At 50.1% G+C, this 17523-nt stretch carries 15 protein-coding genes; 8 read left to right on the top strand and 7 right to left on the bottom strand.

Annotated elements, in window-relative coordinates; all coding sequences use genetic code 11:
* Positions 1-15: 15 nt before the first annotated feature.
* The 6 genes from NG795_RS05625 to NG795_RS05600 all read right to left on the bottom strand — a co-directional run bounded on the left by NG795_RS05625 (position 16) and on the right by NG795_RS05600 (position 10160).
* Positions 16-1533, bottom strand: a complete 1518-nt coding sequence (locus NG795_RS05625; protein ID WP_367287686.1) for an ATP-binding protein — start codon at positions 1531-1533, stop codon at positions 16-18.
* Positions 1534-2136: 603 nt separating this feature from the next.
* The gene (locus tag NG795_RS05620) at positions 2137-2292 is read right to left on the bottom strand and encodes a hypothetical protein (protein WP_367287685.1); all 156 of its coding nucleotides are present in this window, start codon (positions 2290-2292) and stop codon (positions 2137-2139) included.
* A 19-nt stretch (positions 2293-2311) separates the two neighbouring features.
* Positions 2312-4147 carry a biosynthetic-type acetolactate synthase large subunit gene (gene ilvB, locus NG795_RS05615; RefSeq protein WP_367287684.1) on the bottom strand — a complete coding sequence of 612 codons (1836 nt, stop codon included), beginning with the start codon at positions 4145-4147 and terminating at the stop codon, positions 2312-2314.
* 987 nt (positions 4148-5134) lie between these two features.
* Positions 5135-6310 carry a CO2 hydration protein gene (locus NG795_RS05610; protein ID WP_367287683.1) on the bottom strand — a complete coding sequence of 392 codons (1176 nt, stop codon included), beginning with the start codon at positions 6308-6310 and terminating at the stop codon, positions 5135-5137.
* 163 nt (positions 6311-6473) lie between these two features.
* The gene (locus NG795_RS05605; protein ID WP_367287682.1) at positions 6474-8015 is read right to left on the bottom strand and encodes an NADH-quinone oxidoreductase subunit M; all 1542 of its coding nucleotides are present in this window, start codon (positions 8013-8015) and stop codon (positions 6474-6476) included.
* 288 nt (positions 8016-8303) lie between these two features.
* Positions 8304-10160 (bottom strand): NAD(P)H-quinone oxidoreductase subunit F, encoded by a 1857-nt coding sequence (locus tag NG795_RS05600; protein WP_367287905.1) that lies wholly within the window; start codon positions 10158-10160, stop codon positions 8304-8306.
* A 619-nt stretch (positions 10161-10779) separates the two neighbouring features.
* Between NG795_RS05600 and NG795_RS05595 the strand changes: the two genes are divergently transcribed.
* From NG795_RS05595 to ccmO, 7 genes are all read left to right on the top strand, one after another.
* A complete protein-coding gene (locus NG795_RS05595; RefSeq protein ID WP_367287681.1) occupies positions 10780-10905 on the top strand; it encodes a hypothetical protein in 126 nt (41 codons plus the stop codon).
* Between the two features lie 35 nt (positions 10906-10940).
* Entirely contained in the window at positions 10941-11252 is a 312-nt protein-coding gene (locus NG795_RS05590; protein WP_015148315.1) for a carbon dioxide-concentrating mechanism protein CcmK, read from the top strand.
* A gap of 92 nt (positions 11253-11344) precedes the next feature.
* Positions 11345-11680 carry a carbon dioxide-concentrating mechanism protein CcmK gene (locus tag NG795_RS05585; RefSeq protein WP_015148316.1) on the top strand — a complete coding sequence of 112 codons (336 nt, stop codon included), beginning with the start codon at positions 11345-11347 and terminating at the stop codon, positions 11678-11680.
* Between the two features lie 14 nt (positions 11681-11694).
* The gene (gene ccmL, locus NG795_RS05580) at positions 11695-12003 is read left to right on the top strand and encodes a beta-carboxysome shell vertex protein CcmL (RefSeq protein ID WP_367287680.1); all 309 of its coding nucleotides are present in this window, start codon (positions 11695-11697) and stop codon (positions 12001-12003) included.
* Positions 12004-12234: 231 nt separating this feature from the next.
* Positions 12235-13875, top strand: coding sequence for a beta-carboxysome scaffolding protein CcmM (gene ccmM / locus NG795_RS05575; RefSeq protein ID WP_367287679.1), 1641 nt, complete (start codon positions 12235-12237; stop codon positions 13873-13875).
* A gap of 21 nt (positions 13876-13896) precedes the next feature.
* On the top strand, positions 13897-14811 hold the full coding sequence (ccmN, locus tag NG795_RS05570) for a beta-carboxysome scaffolding protein CcmN (RefSeq protein ID WP_367287678.1): 915 nt from the start codon (positions 13897-13899) through the stop codon (positions 14809-14811).
* 110 nt (positions 14812-14921) lie between these two features.
* A complete protein-coding gene (ccmO, locus tag NG795_RS05565; protein ID WP_367287677.1) occupies positions 14922-15770 on the top strand; it encodes a beta-carboxysome assembly protein CcmO in 849 nt (282 codons plus the stop codon).
* 85 nt (positions 15771-15855) lie between these two features.
* On the opposite strand, the gene NG795_RS05560 is transcribed toward ccmO, so the two are convergent.
* A complete protein-coding gene (locus NG795_RS05560) occupies positions 15856-16152 on the bottom strand; it encodes a hypothetical protein (RefSeq protein WP_367287676.1) in 297 nt (98 codons plus the stop codon).
* Positions 16153-16629: 477 nt separating this feature from the next.
* On the opposite strand from NG795_RS05560, the gene NG795_RS05555 reads away from it, so the two are divergent.
* Positions 16630-17490 carry an SDR family oxidoreductase gene (locus tag NG795_RS05555; RefSeq protein WP_367287675.1) on the top strand — a complete coding sequence of 287 codons (861 nt, stop codon included), beginning with the start codon at positions 16630-16632 and terminating at the stop codon, positions 17488-17490.
* Positions 17491-17523 lie beyond the last annotated feature (33 nt).

The raw sequence follows: 17523 nt of genomic DNA, 5'->3' as shown, positions 1-17523 counted from the left end.
TTTCCCCTTTTTACTCTAGGCAGTCGCCCAATTTTCTACGGCAGAAGTTGGCGGGTCCCGGTTCTCCCGTTGTAACGGAATTGTTGCCGAATCCGAGTCCCCCTCTCCCCCCTCGGCAGTGACATCCAGATGCAAAGGCAGGACAATTTTAAACTCCGTTCCTTCTCCCTGGCTTGAGTTACAAGTAAACAACCCTTGATGCTTTTCCACAATAATTTGGTAACTAATGGACAATCCCAGTCCCGTCCCTTTGCCCATCGGTTTTGTGGTGAAAAAGGGCTCAAACAGTCGGCTCTGGATCTCTGCTGGAATCCCTGGACCATTATCGGTGATTTGAATGACCAGGGAATCATTTTGGAGCTCGGTGTGAATACCAATCCTGGGGGTCCAAGGGGCCCGACTCACCTCGGGCGATCGCCCTGAGCTGTCCCCGCTTTCTGATACCGGGGAATTCCCCATTTCCAACGCATCGATCGCATTCCCGATCAGATTAATAAAAACTTGATTCAGTTGTCCAATACAGCATTCTATTTCCGGTAAGTTCCCATAATCCTTGACAACTTGAATTTGATGCGCTTTTAGCCGATGTTGTAAAATAACTAAACTACTCTCAATCCCTTCATGAATATCCACCTTAATTCTCCGCCCCTGGTCCATCCGGGAGAAGTTCCTCATATCGTTAGAAATTTCTTGGATGCGATCGACCCCCACTTGCAGGGACGACATCAAATTCGGTAAATCCTCACAAATAAACTCCCAGTCTATCTCCTGAACAAACGCTTTCACCTCCGGACCCGGGTCCCCATTTGACCGGTGGTAAAGTTCCACCAGGGCTAATAAATCTTGCGTATATTGGCGGGCATGAGTAATATTACCGGCAATAAACTGAAGGGGATTATTGATTTCATGGGCAATCCCCGCCACCAATTGCCCGAGGGCGGACATTTTTTCCGCATGAATCAGTTGAGTTTGGGTGTTTTGCAGGTTTTCTACCGTTTGCCGGAGTTCTTTCGTGCGTTCCTCCACTCGCTGTTCTAAATTTTCATGAAGCAACTGGAGTTCCTGGTAGGCTTCCTGCTGTTTTAAAAAATTAATATAAGCCTTGGAGTGATAGCGGATCCGGGCAATCAACTCGATGGGATCCGGAAATTTGATTAAGTAGTCACTGGCACCCGCCGCAAATGCTTCTCCCTTGAGACTGACTTGTTCCTCCGTGGAGAGCACCAAAACCGGAATTTCCTGCGTTTTAGGATGAGCCCTCAAAAACCGGAGTAACATTAATCCATCAATTTCGGGCATGACTAAATCCAGTAAAATTACGGTGGGTTCACATTCGAGGGCCATCGGAATCGCCTGAACTGGATTGCTACAGTAAAAAAACTCAATGTCTTTTTCCGAGCCAAGTTTTCGCCTTAACACTTCGCCCACCAAGGGCCGATCATCGATGAGTAAAATGGTGACGGGGTAGTTTTTTTGCGAAAACCCGGGGGTGATTGGTTGTGAACACAAATGTTTGCCTACTGGTTCTTTCATAGCTTTAATTTCGGGATTTTATTACATAAATTAGTCATTCCAACCTTTCTGGAAAAATACTGTAATTTCACTGAAATCACCGAATTTATCTCTGGGCTATGTCGGATTGATTTCTCGGGTTAATTTTTCATACTGATTAAAAATGCTATCAAGGTACATTGACCTATTTCCGGTGAAAAAGATGCTTTGAAACCTTGCTTTTTTAAATATATCAAAAAAAATCGCCTGTCTCTATAAATTTTGGGGGGATGAGTGATGAACTCAGGGGAAAATGAGAAAAACTTTGACCCGATGATGAGGATTTACTACAGTTTTTCATATCACGAAAATGGATTTCTGTCAAGCCCGGGGTCTAACCAACCTAGTCCAATTTTTCAAGGCTTGCACATCTAGTTTGCTGGAAACTTCGCCCACCTGTTTATGAGAGAAGACCCTGCCATTGCTTCAATGAAGCGTGTTAAATGGATGAAGCAATGAAACAGAATGTCCAAGCAACGGAAAACAGGCGATCGCCTTCGCCCTCAAGGGGCTGAATGACTCCGATCCCTAGATCCGCTGGACTGTCTCCTTGAAGAGTTGAGGGGAACTTCCCTTCCGATTGCTCTAGGGAGTCGGTACAATATTCTCTAAGCGCGACAATAAACCGGGTTCCATTGCCGTTTGTTTGTTGCGGGTCGCTACAAATAGGCCCAAGATACCCAGTTTATCTTCCCCCCATTCTACCCTAAAATGAGAAGGCATCAGAGGCGGGTGGGGCATTCCCCACCCTCGGATTGACTTACAAGGGAGTGCCACATTCACTACAACACTTGTGGCTGGCGGGGTTGAGATGACCGCAGGCGGAACAGGTGAGTTCATTGCTGACGGCAGACTCATCTAAGTGAGGGTGCAAGCCCAGCATCCGATCGTTGCCGGTACCGGGGACAACCATTGGATAGCAGTCTTCGTTGCGGGTGACCCGGATATCCAGAAGCATCGCGCCATCATGGGCGAGGAATTGCTCGATCGCCCCGGGGAGTTCTTCGCGCGATCGCACGGCTAAACTCTTGATGCCATAGATTTCAGCTAACTTGGCAAAATCCGGCGTTCCTTTCTCCAAGTTCGTCGCTTCATAGCGATCGCCATAGAACAAATGTTGCCACTGGCGGACCATGCCTAACCAGCCATTATTCAAAATGGCAATTTTCACCTTGATGCCATACTGGGCGATCGTGCCGAGTTCCTGGATATTCATTTGGAAACTGCCATCGCCGCTAATACAAATCACCTCTTCATCAGGCAGGGCTTTTTTCACCCCCACTGCTGCGGGTAAGCCATACCCCATCGTCCCTAACCCACCACTGGAGATCCAGCGACGCGGCCCATTTTTCAAAAATTGGGCGGACCACATTTGATGCTGACCCACATCGGTTGTATAATAAGCAGTCGGTGCATGACGCCCAATTTCTGCAATCACTTCCTGGGGAGATAGCCCCTCGGCCGGACTGGGAATTTCTAGGGGATATTCATGCCGCCACTGTTCTAAGCGATCGCGCCAGGGTTTTGTTTGTGCTTCCTCCACCCCATTCCCTAATTCCCGATTTCGGTGCAATAAATCAATCAACACCTGTCGCACATCCCCGACAATCGGCACATCGGGCTTGCGATTTTTCCCTACCTCCGCCGGGTCGATATCAATGTGAATCACCTTCGCATTGCGGGCAAAATCCTCCAACTTACCCGTGACGCGATCGTCAAACCGGGCACCGACGGCAATCAATAAATCACAATCGCTCACGGCAAAATTGGCGTAGGCGGTGCCATGCATCCCTAACATCCCTAAAGACAGGGGATGATGTTCATCAAATGACCCTTTGCCCATGAGCGTAGTACAGACGGGCAGATGGAAATGTTCGGCGAGTTCCAAAATTTCCCCATGAGCACCGGAGGCGATCGCCCCACCTCCGACATACAGTAAAGGACGCTCTGCCTCGCGAATCAAACTCAAAGCGCGATCGATTTGCCGGTTGTTCCCCTTCACCGTCGGACGGTATCCCGTCAAACTGATATTCCCCGGTTGTACCGGAGTATAGTCAAACTCCTGAGAACCCACATCTTTAGGAACATCAATCAAAACCGGGCCCGGTCTCCCCGTACTCGCCAGATAAAACGCTTCGGCAATAACTTGTGCCATATCTTTAGGATCGCGCACTACATAAGAGTGCTTGACGATCGGTAACGTGATCCCGAAAATATCGATCTCTTGAAACGCATCACTGCCGATCGCCGCCCGAGGCACCTGCCCTGTAATCGCTACCATTGGCACCGAATCTAAATAAGCCGTAGCGATCCCCGTCACGAGATTGGTGGCACCGGGTCCGGAAGTGGCCAAACAAACCCCCACCTTCCCCGTAGCCCTTGCATACCCATCCGCTGCATGAGCCGCACCTTGTTCATGTCGAACCAAAATATGCTGGAGTTCTCCGGCAGCTTCGGCCTTATAGAGTTCATCGTAAATCGGCAGGTTCGCGCCACCTGGATACCCAAAAATATGCTTGACACCGTGACGTTTCAAACTATCAATTAACGCAAAAGCGCCGGACACGCGCTTGACTTCTACACTGGTTACTTGCACGGGATACCTCTGCTCTTTTTTGCTACTTCGGGATTGTTTTACTCAGATTTTTTGTGCTATATCCTACATTTTTGCTACACAAATCCCGATTTTCTGGGCTTGGGGAAAAACGATAAACGCTCTTAAGCGTGCAGTTCTGTTTCCTAGGACACGCTTCTCACCTAACTGGGGCGATCGCAGTTTATTTCTCCTGCGTCCCCACAAGTGGTGGTAACCTTTATTCCTCAATTACAATCATGCCCCAAATTTTTGGAAACCGGGTTAATCTTGATATTTATTTAACAACTGGAGGGAATATAGCGATAACTTCCCGATGTAGTCTTCTTGGCAAAGAGCCTTAAATCTGACCCCGGGCTAATTCCAGTCCCCTCCCTCTCCATCACCCAGGCAAGTTGCAACAACCGGCGGGCAACAACCGGCGGGGGATAAAACTAACAACTAAAGTCGGTTTCAACTGACATCTTGCACCATTCTCAACACCGGCGGGGGTTCAAACCCCCGCCTAATAGCTAAAGTCGTCTAAAGACGACTGCAAGTCTGATACAGTGGTGTTTTCAGTCGGTTTCAACCGACTTGATTCTGTTAGGCCGCCAATCGTTTGAACCCCCGCCGGGTGTTGGCACTGGTGCAAGATGTCAGTTGAAACCGACTAAAAACACCACGCGATAAGACTTGCAGTCGTCTTTAGACGACTTTAGCTATTAGGCGGGGGATTTATCCCCCGCCGGTGTTGAGAATGGTGCAAGATCTCAGTTTCAACCGACTGAAACCGACTAAAAACACCACGCGATAAGACTTGCAGTCGTCTTTAGACGACTTTAGCTATGAGGCCGCCAATCGATTTATCCCCCGCCGGTGTTGAGAATGGTGCTGGGGGTTTTAAGCGACTAAAAACACCATCGGATAAGACGATCACTCGTCTTGAGACGAGGGAGGGGCGCAAAAACCTCGCGCCCCTACAGGGGATAAATCCCCCGCCCGGTGTTGCTACTTATCCACCGGGGCGATAAATAACTGACAACTTCTTTCCGTGGGTTTGTTCACCTCACTCAACCGAGAGGTGACAAAGCGATCGAGCCAATTTTCGAGATAAGCTCGGTTAGCTTGCTGTTGTTCCGGTTCCTTCGTGTCTAAGGGATGAGGTGCCAGACCCTGAATCGCGGCGGTGGTGACGCAAAACATGGATTTCTGAAAACTTTGGCAAATTTGCACCCGCAAATCATCTTCTCCCCGGCAACTATTGCGATACACCTCATGCAAATAGTCTGGGAGATAGTGCCGCATATCTTGCATCAACAAGGTGGGAGGAATTCCCGCTGCGCCTGTGGGTAAGGGGTCCGCATAAAGCGCCCCATAACTAAACTGCTGTTGAAGCTCGGGAATTTGATGCGCTTGAGCATTGTAAGAAATCGTACCGGGAAACGGAGTGCCTCGGAAAAAGACCGCCTCGACATAAGGCACCGCTGTATCCGCTAGAAAGGTTAATCCCGCTTCTTTCGGCAGAATATCATAGACTTTATCCCCAATTTTCACCGAATAAGTAATGGGGGTACTGGCATCGGCGACTAAGCCATTCAGAATATGATTGACCACTTGAGAAATTGAAGTGATTTCCCCAGCATCATAGCCATCGCTCAGAGAGATAAACATATCGCTCATCACCCGCCAAAATTGTCCCAAGGCACTGTAATACGCAAGCTGGCGCACTTGTTCCAACAGAAACTCAGGAAAGAGCTTGTTCACTCCCAAAATAACGGGGTTAAATTTTAATTTAGCCAGAATTGCTGCTTCAGCGAGTTTCCGAAATTCCGGACTATCGACATACTCATCTAAGCCACCGCCCCCATGCCAAAACATGGCTTTCATGCAATATTCGGCATATTCAAAATTAATGCGATCGTGATACCAATGTTTCCATAATTTAGAAAAAGAAAATTCTCCATTAAAGTATTTGAAAAAGGGAAAAAATACCAAAAATTGATGGTTGGCAATATAAATTAAATTGCGGGAATAAGCATCTAAAATAACGCCGTAACTTTTGAGAATGCCCACCACTTCAACCAAATTTTCAGGGGAATCTGGGAGTAAGTCCCCCCCAGATTCTAGGCGTTCGATATATTCAATTAAAGGATGGGTAGAATCTTTTATTTTTGATAAGGTCATTTTCTGAAATCTCCTAAATCAATAGCCAAGGGAAATTATTTAATAGGGCAAAAGTTTAATTTCGGGTTTCTCTATCATGACACGCCAACTGAGGAGAAAAACCCAGGGGGGTGAAGTTAAAACCAACGGTAGGGGTTTTAACCTCTAGCCGTCGGTTTAGATTTCAGGGAGTTACGGAGAACAGGGTGGGGACATCGGATTGATTGGAAACAGCGATCGCCTCCGGATGAACTGCGGCACTCAAGGCAGGCTGTCGCCGACTCAAGGCTGTAGCGTCGTTTTCACTATAGGTAACCAAACCACTGGGAAGCAAGCCCAAAATCACCACAAACACCGCTAACACGATCGCTGGAATGCGATCGGACCACTGCACCGGAGGCAAATTCACCACCTGCTCCGACAAGCGCCCAAAAAAGGCCCGGTTAATCAGCAACAAGAAATAAACCGCCGTTAACCCAGTCCCAATCATACTCAAAAGAGTTTGCACCGGAAACACCGGCAAACTCCCACGAAAGATAATAAACTCCGCAATAAATCCCGCCATCCCCGGGATCCCCGCACTCGCCATCACCGCCAGCACCATCAAGGACCCAATCATCGGTAACCCGCGTTCGGGATTCAACAACCCATGCAACACGCGCAAGTCCCGAGTCCCCGCTTTCTTGTAAACCACCCCAACCAACAGGAACAGTAACGCCGAAATCAAGCCGTGGCTGACCATTTGAAACACTGCGCCGACGTTACTCACCGGCGTATTCGCCGCACAAGCTAGGAGAATATACCCCATGTGGGCCACAGAACTAAAGGCGACCATTTTTTTCATGTCCGTTTGGGAAATGGCGCTAAAGGCTCCATACAGAACGCTCACCACCGCCACCGTGGCTAACCAAGGGGACCAATAAGCCCAAGCATCGGGAAATAAACCGACTCCAAAGCGCAACAACCCATAAGTTCCTAACTTCAACAACACCCCGGCTAACATCACCGAAATCGGCGTTGAAGCTTCCACATGAGCATCGGGTAACCAGGTGTGGAAGGGGACAATCGGGGTTTTGATGGCAAATCCGATTAATAAAGGGGCTAATAAAAGCTGTTGTGATTTTAATGGCAGGGACCCACCGGCAAAGGCTTGATAGGCAAAGCTATCGGCATGGGTAAGCCAAACCAAGCCTAAAAATGAGGCCAGAATTAAAATCCCCGAAATAGCGGTATAGAGTAAAAACTTGGTGGCGGCATATCCCCGCCTTGCTCCTCCCCAAATGGCAATTAAGAGATACAGAGGAATCAGTTCGACTTCATAGAACAGGAAAAACAGCAGTAAGTCTTGGGCGAGGAATGCCCCGGCAACACCGGCATTCAGCAACAAGATTAAGGCGTAGTACAATCGCGGACGGGTAATCGCCTCGGTGGTACTGTAAAGGGCGATCAAGGTGAGCAATCCATTTAAGAGGATTAAGGGTAAGGATAAGCCATCTAATCCCAGTCGGTAGCTCAACCCGAGATATTCTAGCCAAGGAAGATTTTCCTCGAATTGTAATCCGACTCCCGTGGGGTCAAATTGACTGACGAGAATCAGAGACCAGATGAATGCGGCAGCGGTGATCGCCAAGGCAATCTGACGCGATCGCTTTGGGTTCATCGGGTTGGGGAAAAATCCAATAACAGCGGCACCAATCGTCGGCACCCAGATTAAAGCACTCAGCATCGCTAACTTCTATAGGGTCTTTTTAACTGCAATCTATTACGGAAGAGGTCAGAGAGTTTGAAAGCATTAGGAATTTCACACTCCTTTGACTTCCACCTTTCTTCTAAATCTGGCCTGACTTACGCCTATTTTCCAAACCAGTTCTAAAGGGTAGGGGCGAGAAAGCGAATCGCCTCTACATTATTTAGGATCGATTCTTAACCGTTGCGTAAGTCTGTCCTGTGGAGGTTGATTCGCGAATCAACCCTAGATTTAGGGCTTAAACTCAAATTCGGTAAACCCCCAGGTTTATAACAACGAACTCATCAACAGACCTAAAAGTGCAACGCCAATGAGAATGGTCAAAACATAGAGTTGAGACCCCCCCGGAACGGTATATTTTAAGCCTTGACCACTGAATACCGTGGCTAAACCCACCAAATTGACCAGTCCATCGACAAAGTAGCGGTCTATCCAAGCAGTGAATCGGGAAAACTGTTCTACTGCTAACACCACGGTGACTCGGTACAGCTTATCGATGTAAAAGTCATAAGCCAACAGGTCTTGTAACGGTTTCCAGGGGAGTTGGACAGGTTCGGTGCGGTTGGGGTTGAGATAAAGCACTCCCCCGACAATACAGCCGACAATACCGGAGAGGATGACCAAGGGCAAGTCAAAGACTGCCGGATCTGGACCTGTTCTGGCCCAAGGCCCTGCCCAACTGAGCAAGAGTTGCCAATGTTGGAGCATCAGGGGAACCAGCAGGGTGACGATGGTTAAGCTGACCATCGGGAGGGCCATCGGCCAAGGAACTTCGGGTGCCCGACGGGTTTTGGGTTGGGTGGGACCGAGGAAGACGAGACAGAAGACGCGGGTTAAGTTAAGGGCGGTTAAGCCGTTAAAGACGATCAGCAGGAGTAACAGCCACCAGGGAACGCTCCAAAATCCGTTGACCCAGCGTTCCATTGCCCAAAAGTTTCCGAGGGGGATGAGGGCGATCGTCCCGGCACTCCCAACGACAAAGGCGAGGGTGGTAGCGGGCATTTTGGACCACAATCCACCCATTTCGGTGATGTTTTGGTTGCTGGTGGTGAGGATGATGGAACCAATGCTGGTAAAGAGGAGGGCTTTGGCGATCGCATGGGTGAGGAGCAATAACAGGGCCACATCGACGTGCTGCATCCCCACGGCGATAAAGACTAATCCTAAGAAGGCGCTGGTGGAGTGGGAGAGGGTGCGTTTAATATCGATTTGGGCGATCGCCACTAAAGAAGCGCCGATCGCCGTCATCGTCCCCACCACGATTAACGTCGTTTCCGCCAGGGGAGAGAGGGACACCACCGGGGAGAGTTTAATCAGGATATAAGCGCCGCAACTCACCACCAGGGAATTGCGGAGTAAGGAGGCCGGATTTGGACCTTCCATCGCCTCATCCAACCACAGGTGCAAAGGAAATTGAGCACATTTGCCAATCGGACCGGCGATTAAGGTTAATCCCAGGAAATTCGCCACCATTGGTGAAAGTTCGGCAGTTTCGGCCCAAACTTCGATATCAGCAAAGTTGAAGCTACCGGCTAAAGTGCCGACACTAACCACCCCCATTAGTAACAAAATATCTCCCACCCGTTTGGTTAAGAAGGCATCTCGCGCCGCAGTGACAACTAAGGGTTGAGCGTACCAGAATCCGACAATGAGGTAGGTGGAAAGGGTCAGCATTTCCAGTAAGGCGTAACTCAAAAATAAGGAGTTACTAATGGCTAGACCACTCATGGCGGCTTCAAAAAATCCCATCAGGCCAAAAAACCGGGCTAAAGACCAGTCTTTTTCCATGTACCCTAGGGCGTAGACTTGGGCAACCAGACTCAATCCCGTGATTGATTCCATTGCGCCGGTGCTCATTTGGGAGATTTCTAGGACAAAGGAAAGATCTAAATCTCCGGTATTGAGCCAATTGATGACGAGGAATTCTGGGCCGTGACCCCAGGTGGCTCTAAATAAGAATCCCCCATGAATAAATGCCACAATGGTGGCGAGAAGGTTGATGTAAGCACCGGGTCTCGGTCCCGTGCGTCGGACGATCGCCGACGACCAGGGGAGGGTGATAATTGCGCCGAGTAAGCTATATAAAGGAACCCACCAACTCGTTTGGACGAGCAACTGATTTATCATAATATTCCTTGATATCAAGCGATTAAATTAACGAGCACCCGTGTTTTTATTTTCAGTCGGGTTCATTAGAAAAAGGGGTTGTCAAGGCAGATCTATAAGGGGTTGATCTGTCAGTTTTGCTAGGTAGGTTGACCCGCTAGATGTCGGCCTAAAAAGGCAGACGAGGGAGCAGGATTCGGCGGTTTCCCATCGGAAAATTCACGGACTGCTCGCCGAGCAAGGGGGTTCAAGGGGCGATCGCACCGTCCCGTTGCAACGGTTCCCCCTGTCAATCATGGAAGATTTAGGCACAATTGCGGAGGAACCCTGGGCGATCGACCGTGAAGGCGAGACGAGGGTACGGTTCGTCGCAACGGAGCCATTGTGACCTCCGGGAGGGCCGTGACAACAGTGCCTGGATCAACCCTAGGCGACTCCGTTGATTCGGTTCAGTGCAGGGGTCTTGATCCGCAGTTAGACCCCCTCAAGTGGGACTGATCCCTGATGCGATCGCACCCCCTTGAGCACTCATGGCCCCTCTCGGTCCAACTCCTTTCCCATTGGAGCATTAATTTTATTAATAAAATATTAATTTTCTTTAAAGCATTAGTTTTTCTAATTACTTTTATTTGCGAACATGATTATTATTTATATTGTCAAGGGATACAAGATTCACCTATTCTTGATAAAGGAAGAGGATAGCTTTACGATAACTGAAAACGTTCGGGAATACCGATCGCCTAACGATCGCAGCTTAGATTGAATTACACCGACTCATCCATTTAGGAGACAGAAGAAATGCCTATAGCAGTGGGAATGATTGAAACCCGGGGCTTCCCAGCCGTGGTAGAAGCGGCTGACGCGATGGTAAAAGCTGCCCGCGTAACCCTTGTGGGATATGAAAAAATCGGCAGCGCTCGCGTAACCGTAATCGTGCGCGGAGACGTATCGGAAGTGCAAGCCTCCGTCTCGGCTGGGGTCGAATCAGTCAAGCGTGTGAATGGTGGAGAAGTTGTCTCCACCCACATTATTGCGCGTCCTCATGAGAACCTAGAATATGTGCTGCCGATCCGGTACACCGAAGCCGTCGAGCAGTTCCGCACCTATTAACACCATTCAGGACCACCGTTCTGACTGGGACCTAGAGCAAGCGTCATTGACGCAAACAGCAAATATCAACCTTAACGTTGGGAGTCAAATTTATGTCTATTGCAGTTGGAATGGTAGAAACCCTAGGGTTTCCCGCAGTCGTAGAAGCCGCAGACGCAATGGTGAAAGCCGCTCGCGTTACCTTAGTCGGATATGAGAAAATCGGAAGCGGTCGCGTCACCGTCATCGTGCGCGGAGATGTCTCGGAAGTGCAAGCCTCCGTCGGTGCAGCCGTGGAAAATGTCAGACGAGTCAATGGTGGACAAGTCTTGTCTACCCACATCATTGCCCGTCCTCATGAGAACCTAGAATATGTTCTACCGATTCGCTACACCGAAGCCGTGGAGCAATTCCGGGAAAGCACCACAGGCATTCGTTTAAGCCGATAAATTGAGTGTAAATCATGCAACTTGCCCAAGTTCGCGGTAGCGTCGTCAGTACGCAAAAGGATCCAAATCTGCAAGGGGTTAAATTACTCCTGTTGCAATTAATCGATGAGGAAGGACAACTCATCCCCAAATACGAAGTCGCTGCGGATAATGTAGGGGCTGGTGTAGGGGAATGGGTGCTTGTCACCATTGGCAGTGCAGCAAGGCAGGTCATCCGTAGTGGCGAGCGTCCCGTGGACGCGGCAGTCATTGCGATTGTAGACACGGTGAATGTTGAAAATCGCATTCTTTACAGCAAGAAAGAAACCGATCGCTTTCGTTAGTCAGTTTCGTTAGTCAGTATAGACAAAACAGACCAACGCGGTGCGATCACATTCGGTGTGGAGTCAGGCGTCAGGAGTCAGAATTCAGGCAAGATTCACCTAGTTGTGCGATCGCCATAGATGACGTTACACAGATAAAAGCAAACCCTCTGTAACCTTCTGTCCCCAGAATTCTGAATTCTGAATGTCTGACGCCGATTCTAGTCGCATACAGGAAGGAGTAATTCAGTTATGGTAGTCCGCAGCAAGGCGGCTCCGCCAACCCCTTGGTCAAGAAATATGGCCGAGCCTCAGATCCACAAAACCGCCTACGTTCATTCCTTCTCTAACATGATTGGGGATGTGCGGGTTGGTGCTCATGTCTTGGTTGCCCCAGGTACCTCAATCCGGGCTGATGAAGGCACCCCCTTTTCCATCGGAGAGTATAGCAACATCCAAGATGGCGTGGTGATTCACGGACTCGATGCAGGACGAGTCGTCGGAGATGACAACAATCCCTATTCCGTGTGGATCGGCAAAAATTGTTCGATCGCCCACATGGCCTTAATTCACGGTCCCGCCTATGTCGGGGATAGCTGTTTTATCGGCTTTCGTTCCACCGTCTTTAATGCCAGAGTCGGCAAGGGCTGTATCGTGATGATGCACGCCCTGATTCAAGATGTGGAAATTCCCCCAGGCAAATACATTCCGTCTGGAGCGATCATCACCAACCAGCAACAGGCCGATCGCTTGCCGAATGTGACAGAGACGGATACCAAATTCGCCACCCATGTCCTCGGCATCAACGAAGCCTTACGCAGCGGGTATCACTGTGTGGAAGACAAAGCCTGCGTTCTGGAGATCCGCAATGAAGCCCCAGGCCCTGTAAGTTCTAATGGCAACGCTACTAAACAAGAGACTATGACCATCACTCAAGAAGCAATCTCCCAAGTCCGAGATCTCCTAGCCGGTGGATATCGGATCGGTACCGAACACGTGGATGAGCGCCGCTTCCGCACCGGATCCTGGCAAAGTTGTGCTCCGATTGAAAGCAAAAACCTCTCGGACGTCATCTCCTCCCTAGAACAGTGTTTAGCTGAACATCGTGGGGAATATGTCCGCTTAATTGGCATCGATGCCAAAGCCAAACGCCGGGTCCTGGAAACCATCGTCCAACGCCCAAACGGTCAAGTCTCCAGCAGCAACGGCAACGGCAACAGCTCCTATCGCCCCAGTCACAGCCCCAGCAGCTACAGTGCACCGGCTGGGAACGGCGGTGGACTGCCCACAGAATTAGCCGAGCAAGTCCATCACATCCTGACTCAAGGATTGCGTCTGGGCACTGAGCACGTCGATGAGCGACGCTTCCGGACCGGCTCCTGGAAAAGCTGTGCTCCGATTGAAAGCAAAAATGAATCCCAGGTGCTCGCGGAATTAGTCAATTGCTTGAAAGAACATCAAGGGGAATATGTACGCTTGATTGGGATTGACCCGAAAGCCAAACGCCGGGTGGTCGAAACCATCATCCAACGCCCCAACGAAACCCTCGCCACCAATGGCAACGGTCGCCCATCCTCCCCAGGGCAAAACTACAGCAGCAGCTATAATAGCGCCCCCTCTGGTGGCTCGGGTAACCTAGATCAGGGAGTCGCTGACATGGTGCGTCAAATCCTCAGCCAAGGATTTCGCCTAGGTGCCGAGCACGTCAATAAGCGGCGCTTTAACAACGGGTCCTGGGAAAGCTGTGGTGCCATTGATACTCAAAATCCATCCCAAGCCCTCGCGGCGGTGGAAGGATTTATGCGTCAATATCCCGGTGAATATGTTCGCCTCATTGGAATTGACCCGAAAGCCAAGCGGCGCGTGGTGGAAACGATCGTCCAACGACCCTAGTGTGCAGGGAAGCGTCAGGGGGTGGCCCAAAAGCCCAGGGGGTTGAGTGGATGCCCAGCAGTCGTTGCATTCTGTGGCAATCCGCCCTCGGAGTTAGGGAGAGAGGCGATCGCGTCGCATCTTGACTCCCCCTTAACTTGGGCTATCCACCTCTCGTTTCCCAACCCTTCCCCATACCGGAGATCACCGGAGGGGAAAATCGAGATCGTTCGACCCTTAAAGGTTCCATTTCCCATGTATTTGCCGCCACTGCAACCCAATCGGAATCCCAATATTTATATGAGTGGCGATGTCACCATTGATGAAGGTGCCTCGATCGCCTCGGGAGTCATCCTCCAGGCATCTCCAGGTACTCGCATCGAAATCGCCGCTGGTGTCTGCATTGGCATGGGTTCCATTCTGCAAGCCTGTCAAGGCAATCTAATCATTGAAGAAGGGGCAACCCTCGGTGCCGGAGTCCTGGCGATCGGAACCGGCAAAATTGGGACCCATGCTTGCATCGGTAGCTCGACGACGTTACTGCACCCCACGGTTGCATCCAATGAAGTGATTCCCCCCGGTTCCTTACTCGGGGATGAAAGTCGTCAATGGATCGATGTGGAGAACACTGCTGCTGCCCCGGATCCAAGTCCGGTATCCCCTGCGGGTCCCAACCCAGTCGCCCCGGATCCGATACCACCGGCTCCCCCTCAACCGCCAGAACCTGTGGCTGTATCTGAGCCGGAACCTCCGACTCCGAGTCCGACTCCGGAGCGATCGCAACCCATCAGCAGCAATGGCAATGGCAATGGCCCAGAACCTGCGGCGACACCCCCAGATCAGGCCGTTGTTCCATCCTCTCCCGCTTATGTCTATGGACAAGCACACCTCAACCAATTGATGCAAACCTTGTTTCCCCATAAACAACACCCCATCCAACCTATCCCAGAGGATTAGATTTAGTCCCTATTAAATTTTAAATGTTACGTTTGAGATCAGGTGAAGAAATTGAGAACCGATACCCTCAGCTAATGTGGGACCTCGGTCATGTTTGAGGGAGAGGCAAGATGGAAAGACGCGATGTAGGACTGGTAAAGCGCGAGCAAAAAACGCGCAGTCACGACCTTCAGGATTTAGCTTTGGGTTTAGTATCGACCCAAAGTTTCCCGGCGATCGTCGGCTGTGCCGATATGATGCTCAAATCCGCTGGGGTGATTTTAGTTGGATTTGAAAAAATCGGAGGCGGTCACTGTACGGCAGTGGTCCGGGGCAAAACGGCAGATGTGCGCTTGGCTGTAGAAGCGGGTGCTGAAACTGCCGAAAAGTTTGGTCAAGAGGTTTCTAAGCTGGTTATCCCGCGTCCCTTGGCAAATTTGGAAGCTATCCTCCCCATCGGTGCGCGGTTGAGGGATTTGGCCGAAGGCAATCACGGACGTCCAACCAATCAAGCGATCGGACTGGTGGAAACCCGAGGATTTCCGGCTTTGGTGGGTGCAGCAGATGCTATGCTCAAGTCCGCTGATGTGGATTTAACCGGCTATGAAAAGATTGGCGACGGCTTATGCACGGTGATTATCCGAGGCACTGTGGCGAATGTGGTCGTCGCAGTGGAAGCGGGGATGTTTGAAGCCGAACGGATTGGAGAACTGACCTCGGTGATGGTAATTCCCAGGCCCCTGGATGATTTGGAGCGGTCTCTGCCCCTGGCGAGTTGTTTTGTTGAGACGGCCCAACCTCTGCAAATGCCGGTTGTCATTGAGGAGAAAGAGCCTGAACTGTTAGCCTTGCCAGAGTTGGAGAAACTGGGTAAACCCCTAGAAGTTGAGGTGGAACCCCTGGAAGTGACGGAGTTGCAGGAATTGCAAGAATTACAGGAATTACCGAAACTGGAACTGGAGAACCCGGATCAAGAATAACTTGAGGTCTGGCCCCTGGGGATTCGGGTTTCGAGGCGATCGCAGATGGGTTCAGTTCAGCCGGATGCCCGGTGATTTTGGCACGCTAAGATTCAGGAATTTCAGTTTGAGACTGGCGATCGAGAATCCCTTCGGCAATCCAACGAGCAAACGCTTCATCCCCCATCCGCGATAATGCCTCTAGTAGGATGTCTAGCGATTCTTCCGGCGCGTCCCGAGTTAACTCCACAGGTAGGGCTAACAAGGGCATATTCTGGATTAGTTCCAAGAGGTCCTCGCGGATGCGTTTGCGCTTGGTTTCCAGGACCATCACGGTTCGACGAATCGATCGCTCGCGGGTGACTTCGAGTAATAAAACATCCTGTTCATAAAAGTTATTCATTAAAAAAACTCCTTTATGGATACCCCTTGCCCGAATCGGGTTGCACTTCCCTACTGAAGACCAGCGCGATCGCCCCTTGTGAGCCATCTTAAACGAATTTCCCTTTCCGTAACTACAATCCCTAGGTAGGGGTTAACGCACCACTGTGGTTTCGGCATTTTCCAATCCCTGGAGACCCCATTCTCATGCGCAGTACAGAACCCAGTTAGGGCCGAACTGTGTTGCCCCGGGTAAGTCCGCCCTCTGAATCTCCCCATTGTGCTCCAGACCGCAGGTTTTGGGGTCTCCTCACCCTCCCTCAACCGCTGCGGGTTCAAGCGGCGCTAATTTTCCCCTTTTAAACCCTCGGTAATTCGGCCTATAACTTAAAGAATATGCCGATCGGATTAGTTTCAAAATCTACAAAAAGACAGGGGGCAATTCCTGAAAATTAGTTCTATTTATAAGGGGTAGTTTAAAAAGTTTAGGGAAAATTCTATGCCGACGCAAGAAAAACAACGCCCCGCTCAACATCAAGACCAACAACCGGGCCTGGAATCAGAAATGAATCCCCGTCCTAAAGCCCGTGCTTCTCACTATAAAGGCAGTGGAAAATTAGAAAATAAAGTTGCCCTGATTACGGGCGGAGATAGCGGAATTGGTCGTTCCGTGGCGATTTTGTTTGCCCGAGAAGGAGCGGATGTGGCGATCGTTTATCTGAACGAACATGAAGATGCCAAAAAAACTCAAGAGATGGTAGAAGCGGAAGGGCGGCGCTGTTTGCCGATCGCCGGAGATATCGGTGAAAAAAGCTTTTGTGAACAGGTGGTTAAACAGACCGTGGATGCTTTCGGCCATCTGGATATTCTGATTAATAATGCAGCGGAACAACATCCCCAAGAAAATATTGAGGATATCACTCAAGAACAGTTGGAAAAAACGTTCCGCACCAATATTTTCTCCATGTTTTACCTGACTCAGGCGGCTATGCCTCATCTGCAAGAAGGCAGTGCGATCGTGAATACGACCTCGGTAACCGCCTATAAGGGAAATGAAACTTTACTGGATTATTCTTCCACCAAGGGGGCGATCGTTGCCTTTACCCGAGCCTTGTCTCAAAAAGTGGTCAGCCAAGGAATTCGCGTTAATGGGGTCGCACCCGGTCCAATTTGGACTCCCCTAATTCCCGCCACCTTCCCCCCGGAAAAAGTCGCCTCATTCGGTCAGCAAGTCCCGATGAAACGGGCCGGAGAACCCGAGGAAGTCGCCCCCTGTTATGTGTTCCTCGCCTCGGATGATTCTTCTTATATGACAGGTCAAATTCTGCATCCCAATGGTGGTACCGTTGTTGGTGGTTAAGCGTTGAGCTTGTCACTCAAAATAGCAGGGTAA

Origin of the sequence: Laspinema palackyanum D2c (assembly GCF_025370875.1) — a bacterium.
In the GTDB taxonomy this organism is placed as follows: Bacteria; Cyanobacteriota; Cyanobacteriia; order Cyanobacteriales; family Laspinemataceae; genus Laspinema; species Laspinema palackyanum.
The sequence above is the reverse complement of the archived record's forward strand: the minus strand, read 5'-3'. Positions and strand labels throughout refer to the sequence as shown.

What these genes read in the sequence shown, in the direction of transcription:
- NG795_RS05560 (WP_367287676.1), bottom strand. Translation starts at nt 16,152, where the DNA reads ATGAATAACTTTTATGAACAGGATGTTTTATTACTCGAAGTCACCCGC.
- NG795_RS05620 (WP_367287685.1), bottom strand. Translation starts at nt 2,292, where the DNA reads ATGCCCCACCCGCCTCTGATGCCTTCTCATTTTAGGGTAGAATGGGGG.
- ccmM (WP_367287679.1), top strand. Translation starts at nt 12,235, where the DNA reads ATGGTAGTCCGCAGCAAGGCGGCTCCGCCAACCCCTTGGTCAAGAAAT.
- NG795_RS05590 (WP_015148315.1), top strand. Translation starts at nt 10,941, where the DNA reads ATGCCTATAGCAGTGGGAATGATTGAAACCCGGGGCTTCCCAGCCGTG.
- NG795_RS05610 (WP_367287683.1), bottom strand. Translation starts at nt 6,310, where the DNA reads ATGACCTTATCAAAAATAAAAGATTCTACCCATCCTTTAATTGAATAT.
- ccmL (WP_367287680.1), top strand. Translation starts at nt 11,695, where the DNA reads ATGCAACTTGCCCAAGTTCGCGGTAGCGTCGTCAGTACGCAAAAGGAT.
- NG795_RS05625 (WP_367287686.1), bottom strand. Translation starts at nt 1,533, where the DNA reads ATGAAAGAACCAGTAGGCAAACATTTGTGTTCACAACCAATCACCCCC.
- NG795_RS05605 (WP_367287682.1), bottom strand. Translation starts at nt 8,015, where the DNA reads ATGCTGAGTGCTTTAATCTGGGTGCCGACGATTGGTGCCGCTGTTATT.
- ccmO (WP_367287677.1), top strand. Translation starts at nt 14,922, where the DNA reads ATGGAAAGACGCGATGTAGGACTGGTAAAGCGCGAGCAAAAAACGCGC.
- NG795_RS05595 (WP_367287681.1), top strand. Translation starts at nt 10,780, where the DNA reads ATGATTATTATTTATATTGTCAAGGGATACAAGATTCACCTATTCTTG.
- NG795_RS05555 (WP_367287675.1), top strand. Translation starts at nt 16,630, where the DNA reads ATGCCGACGCAAGAAAAACAACGCCCCGCTCAACATCAAGACCAACAA.
- NG795_RS05585 (WP_015148316.1), top strand. Translation starts at nt 11,345, where the DNA reads ATGTCTATTGCAGTTGGAATGGTAGAAACCCTAGGGTTTCCCGCAGTC.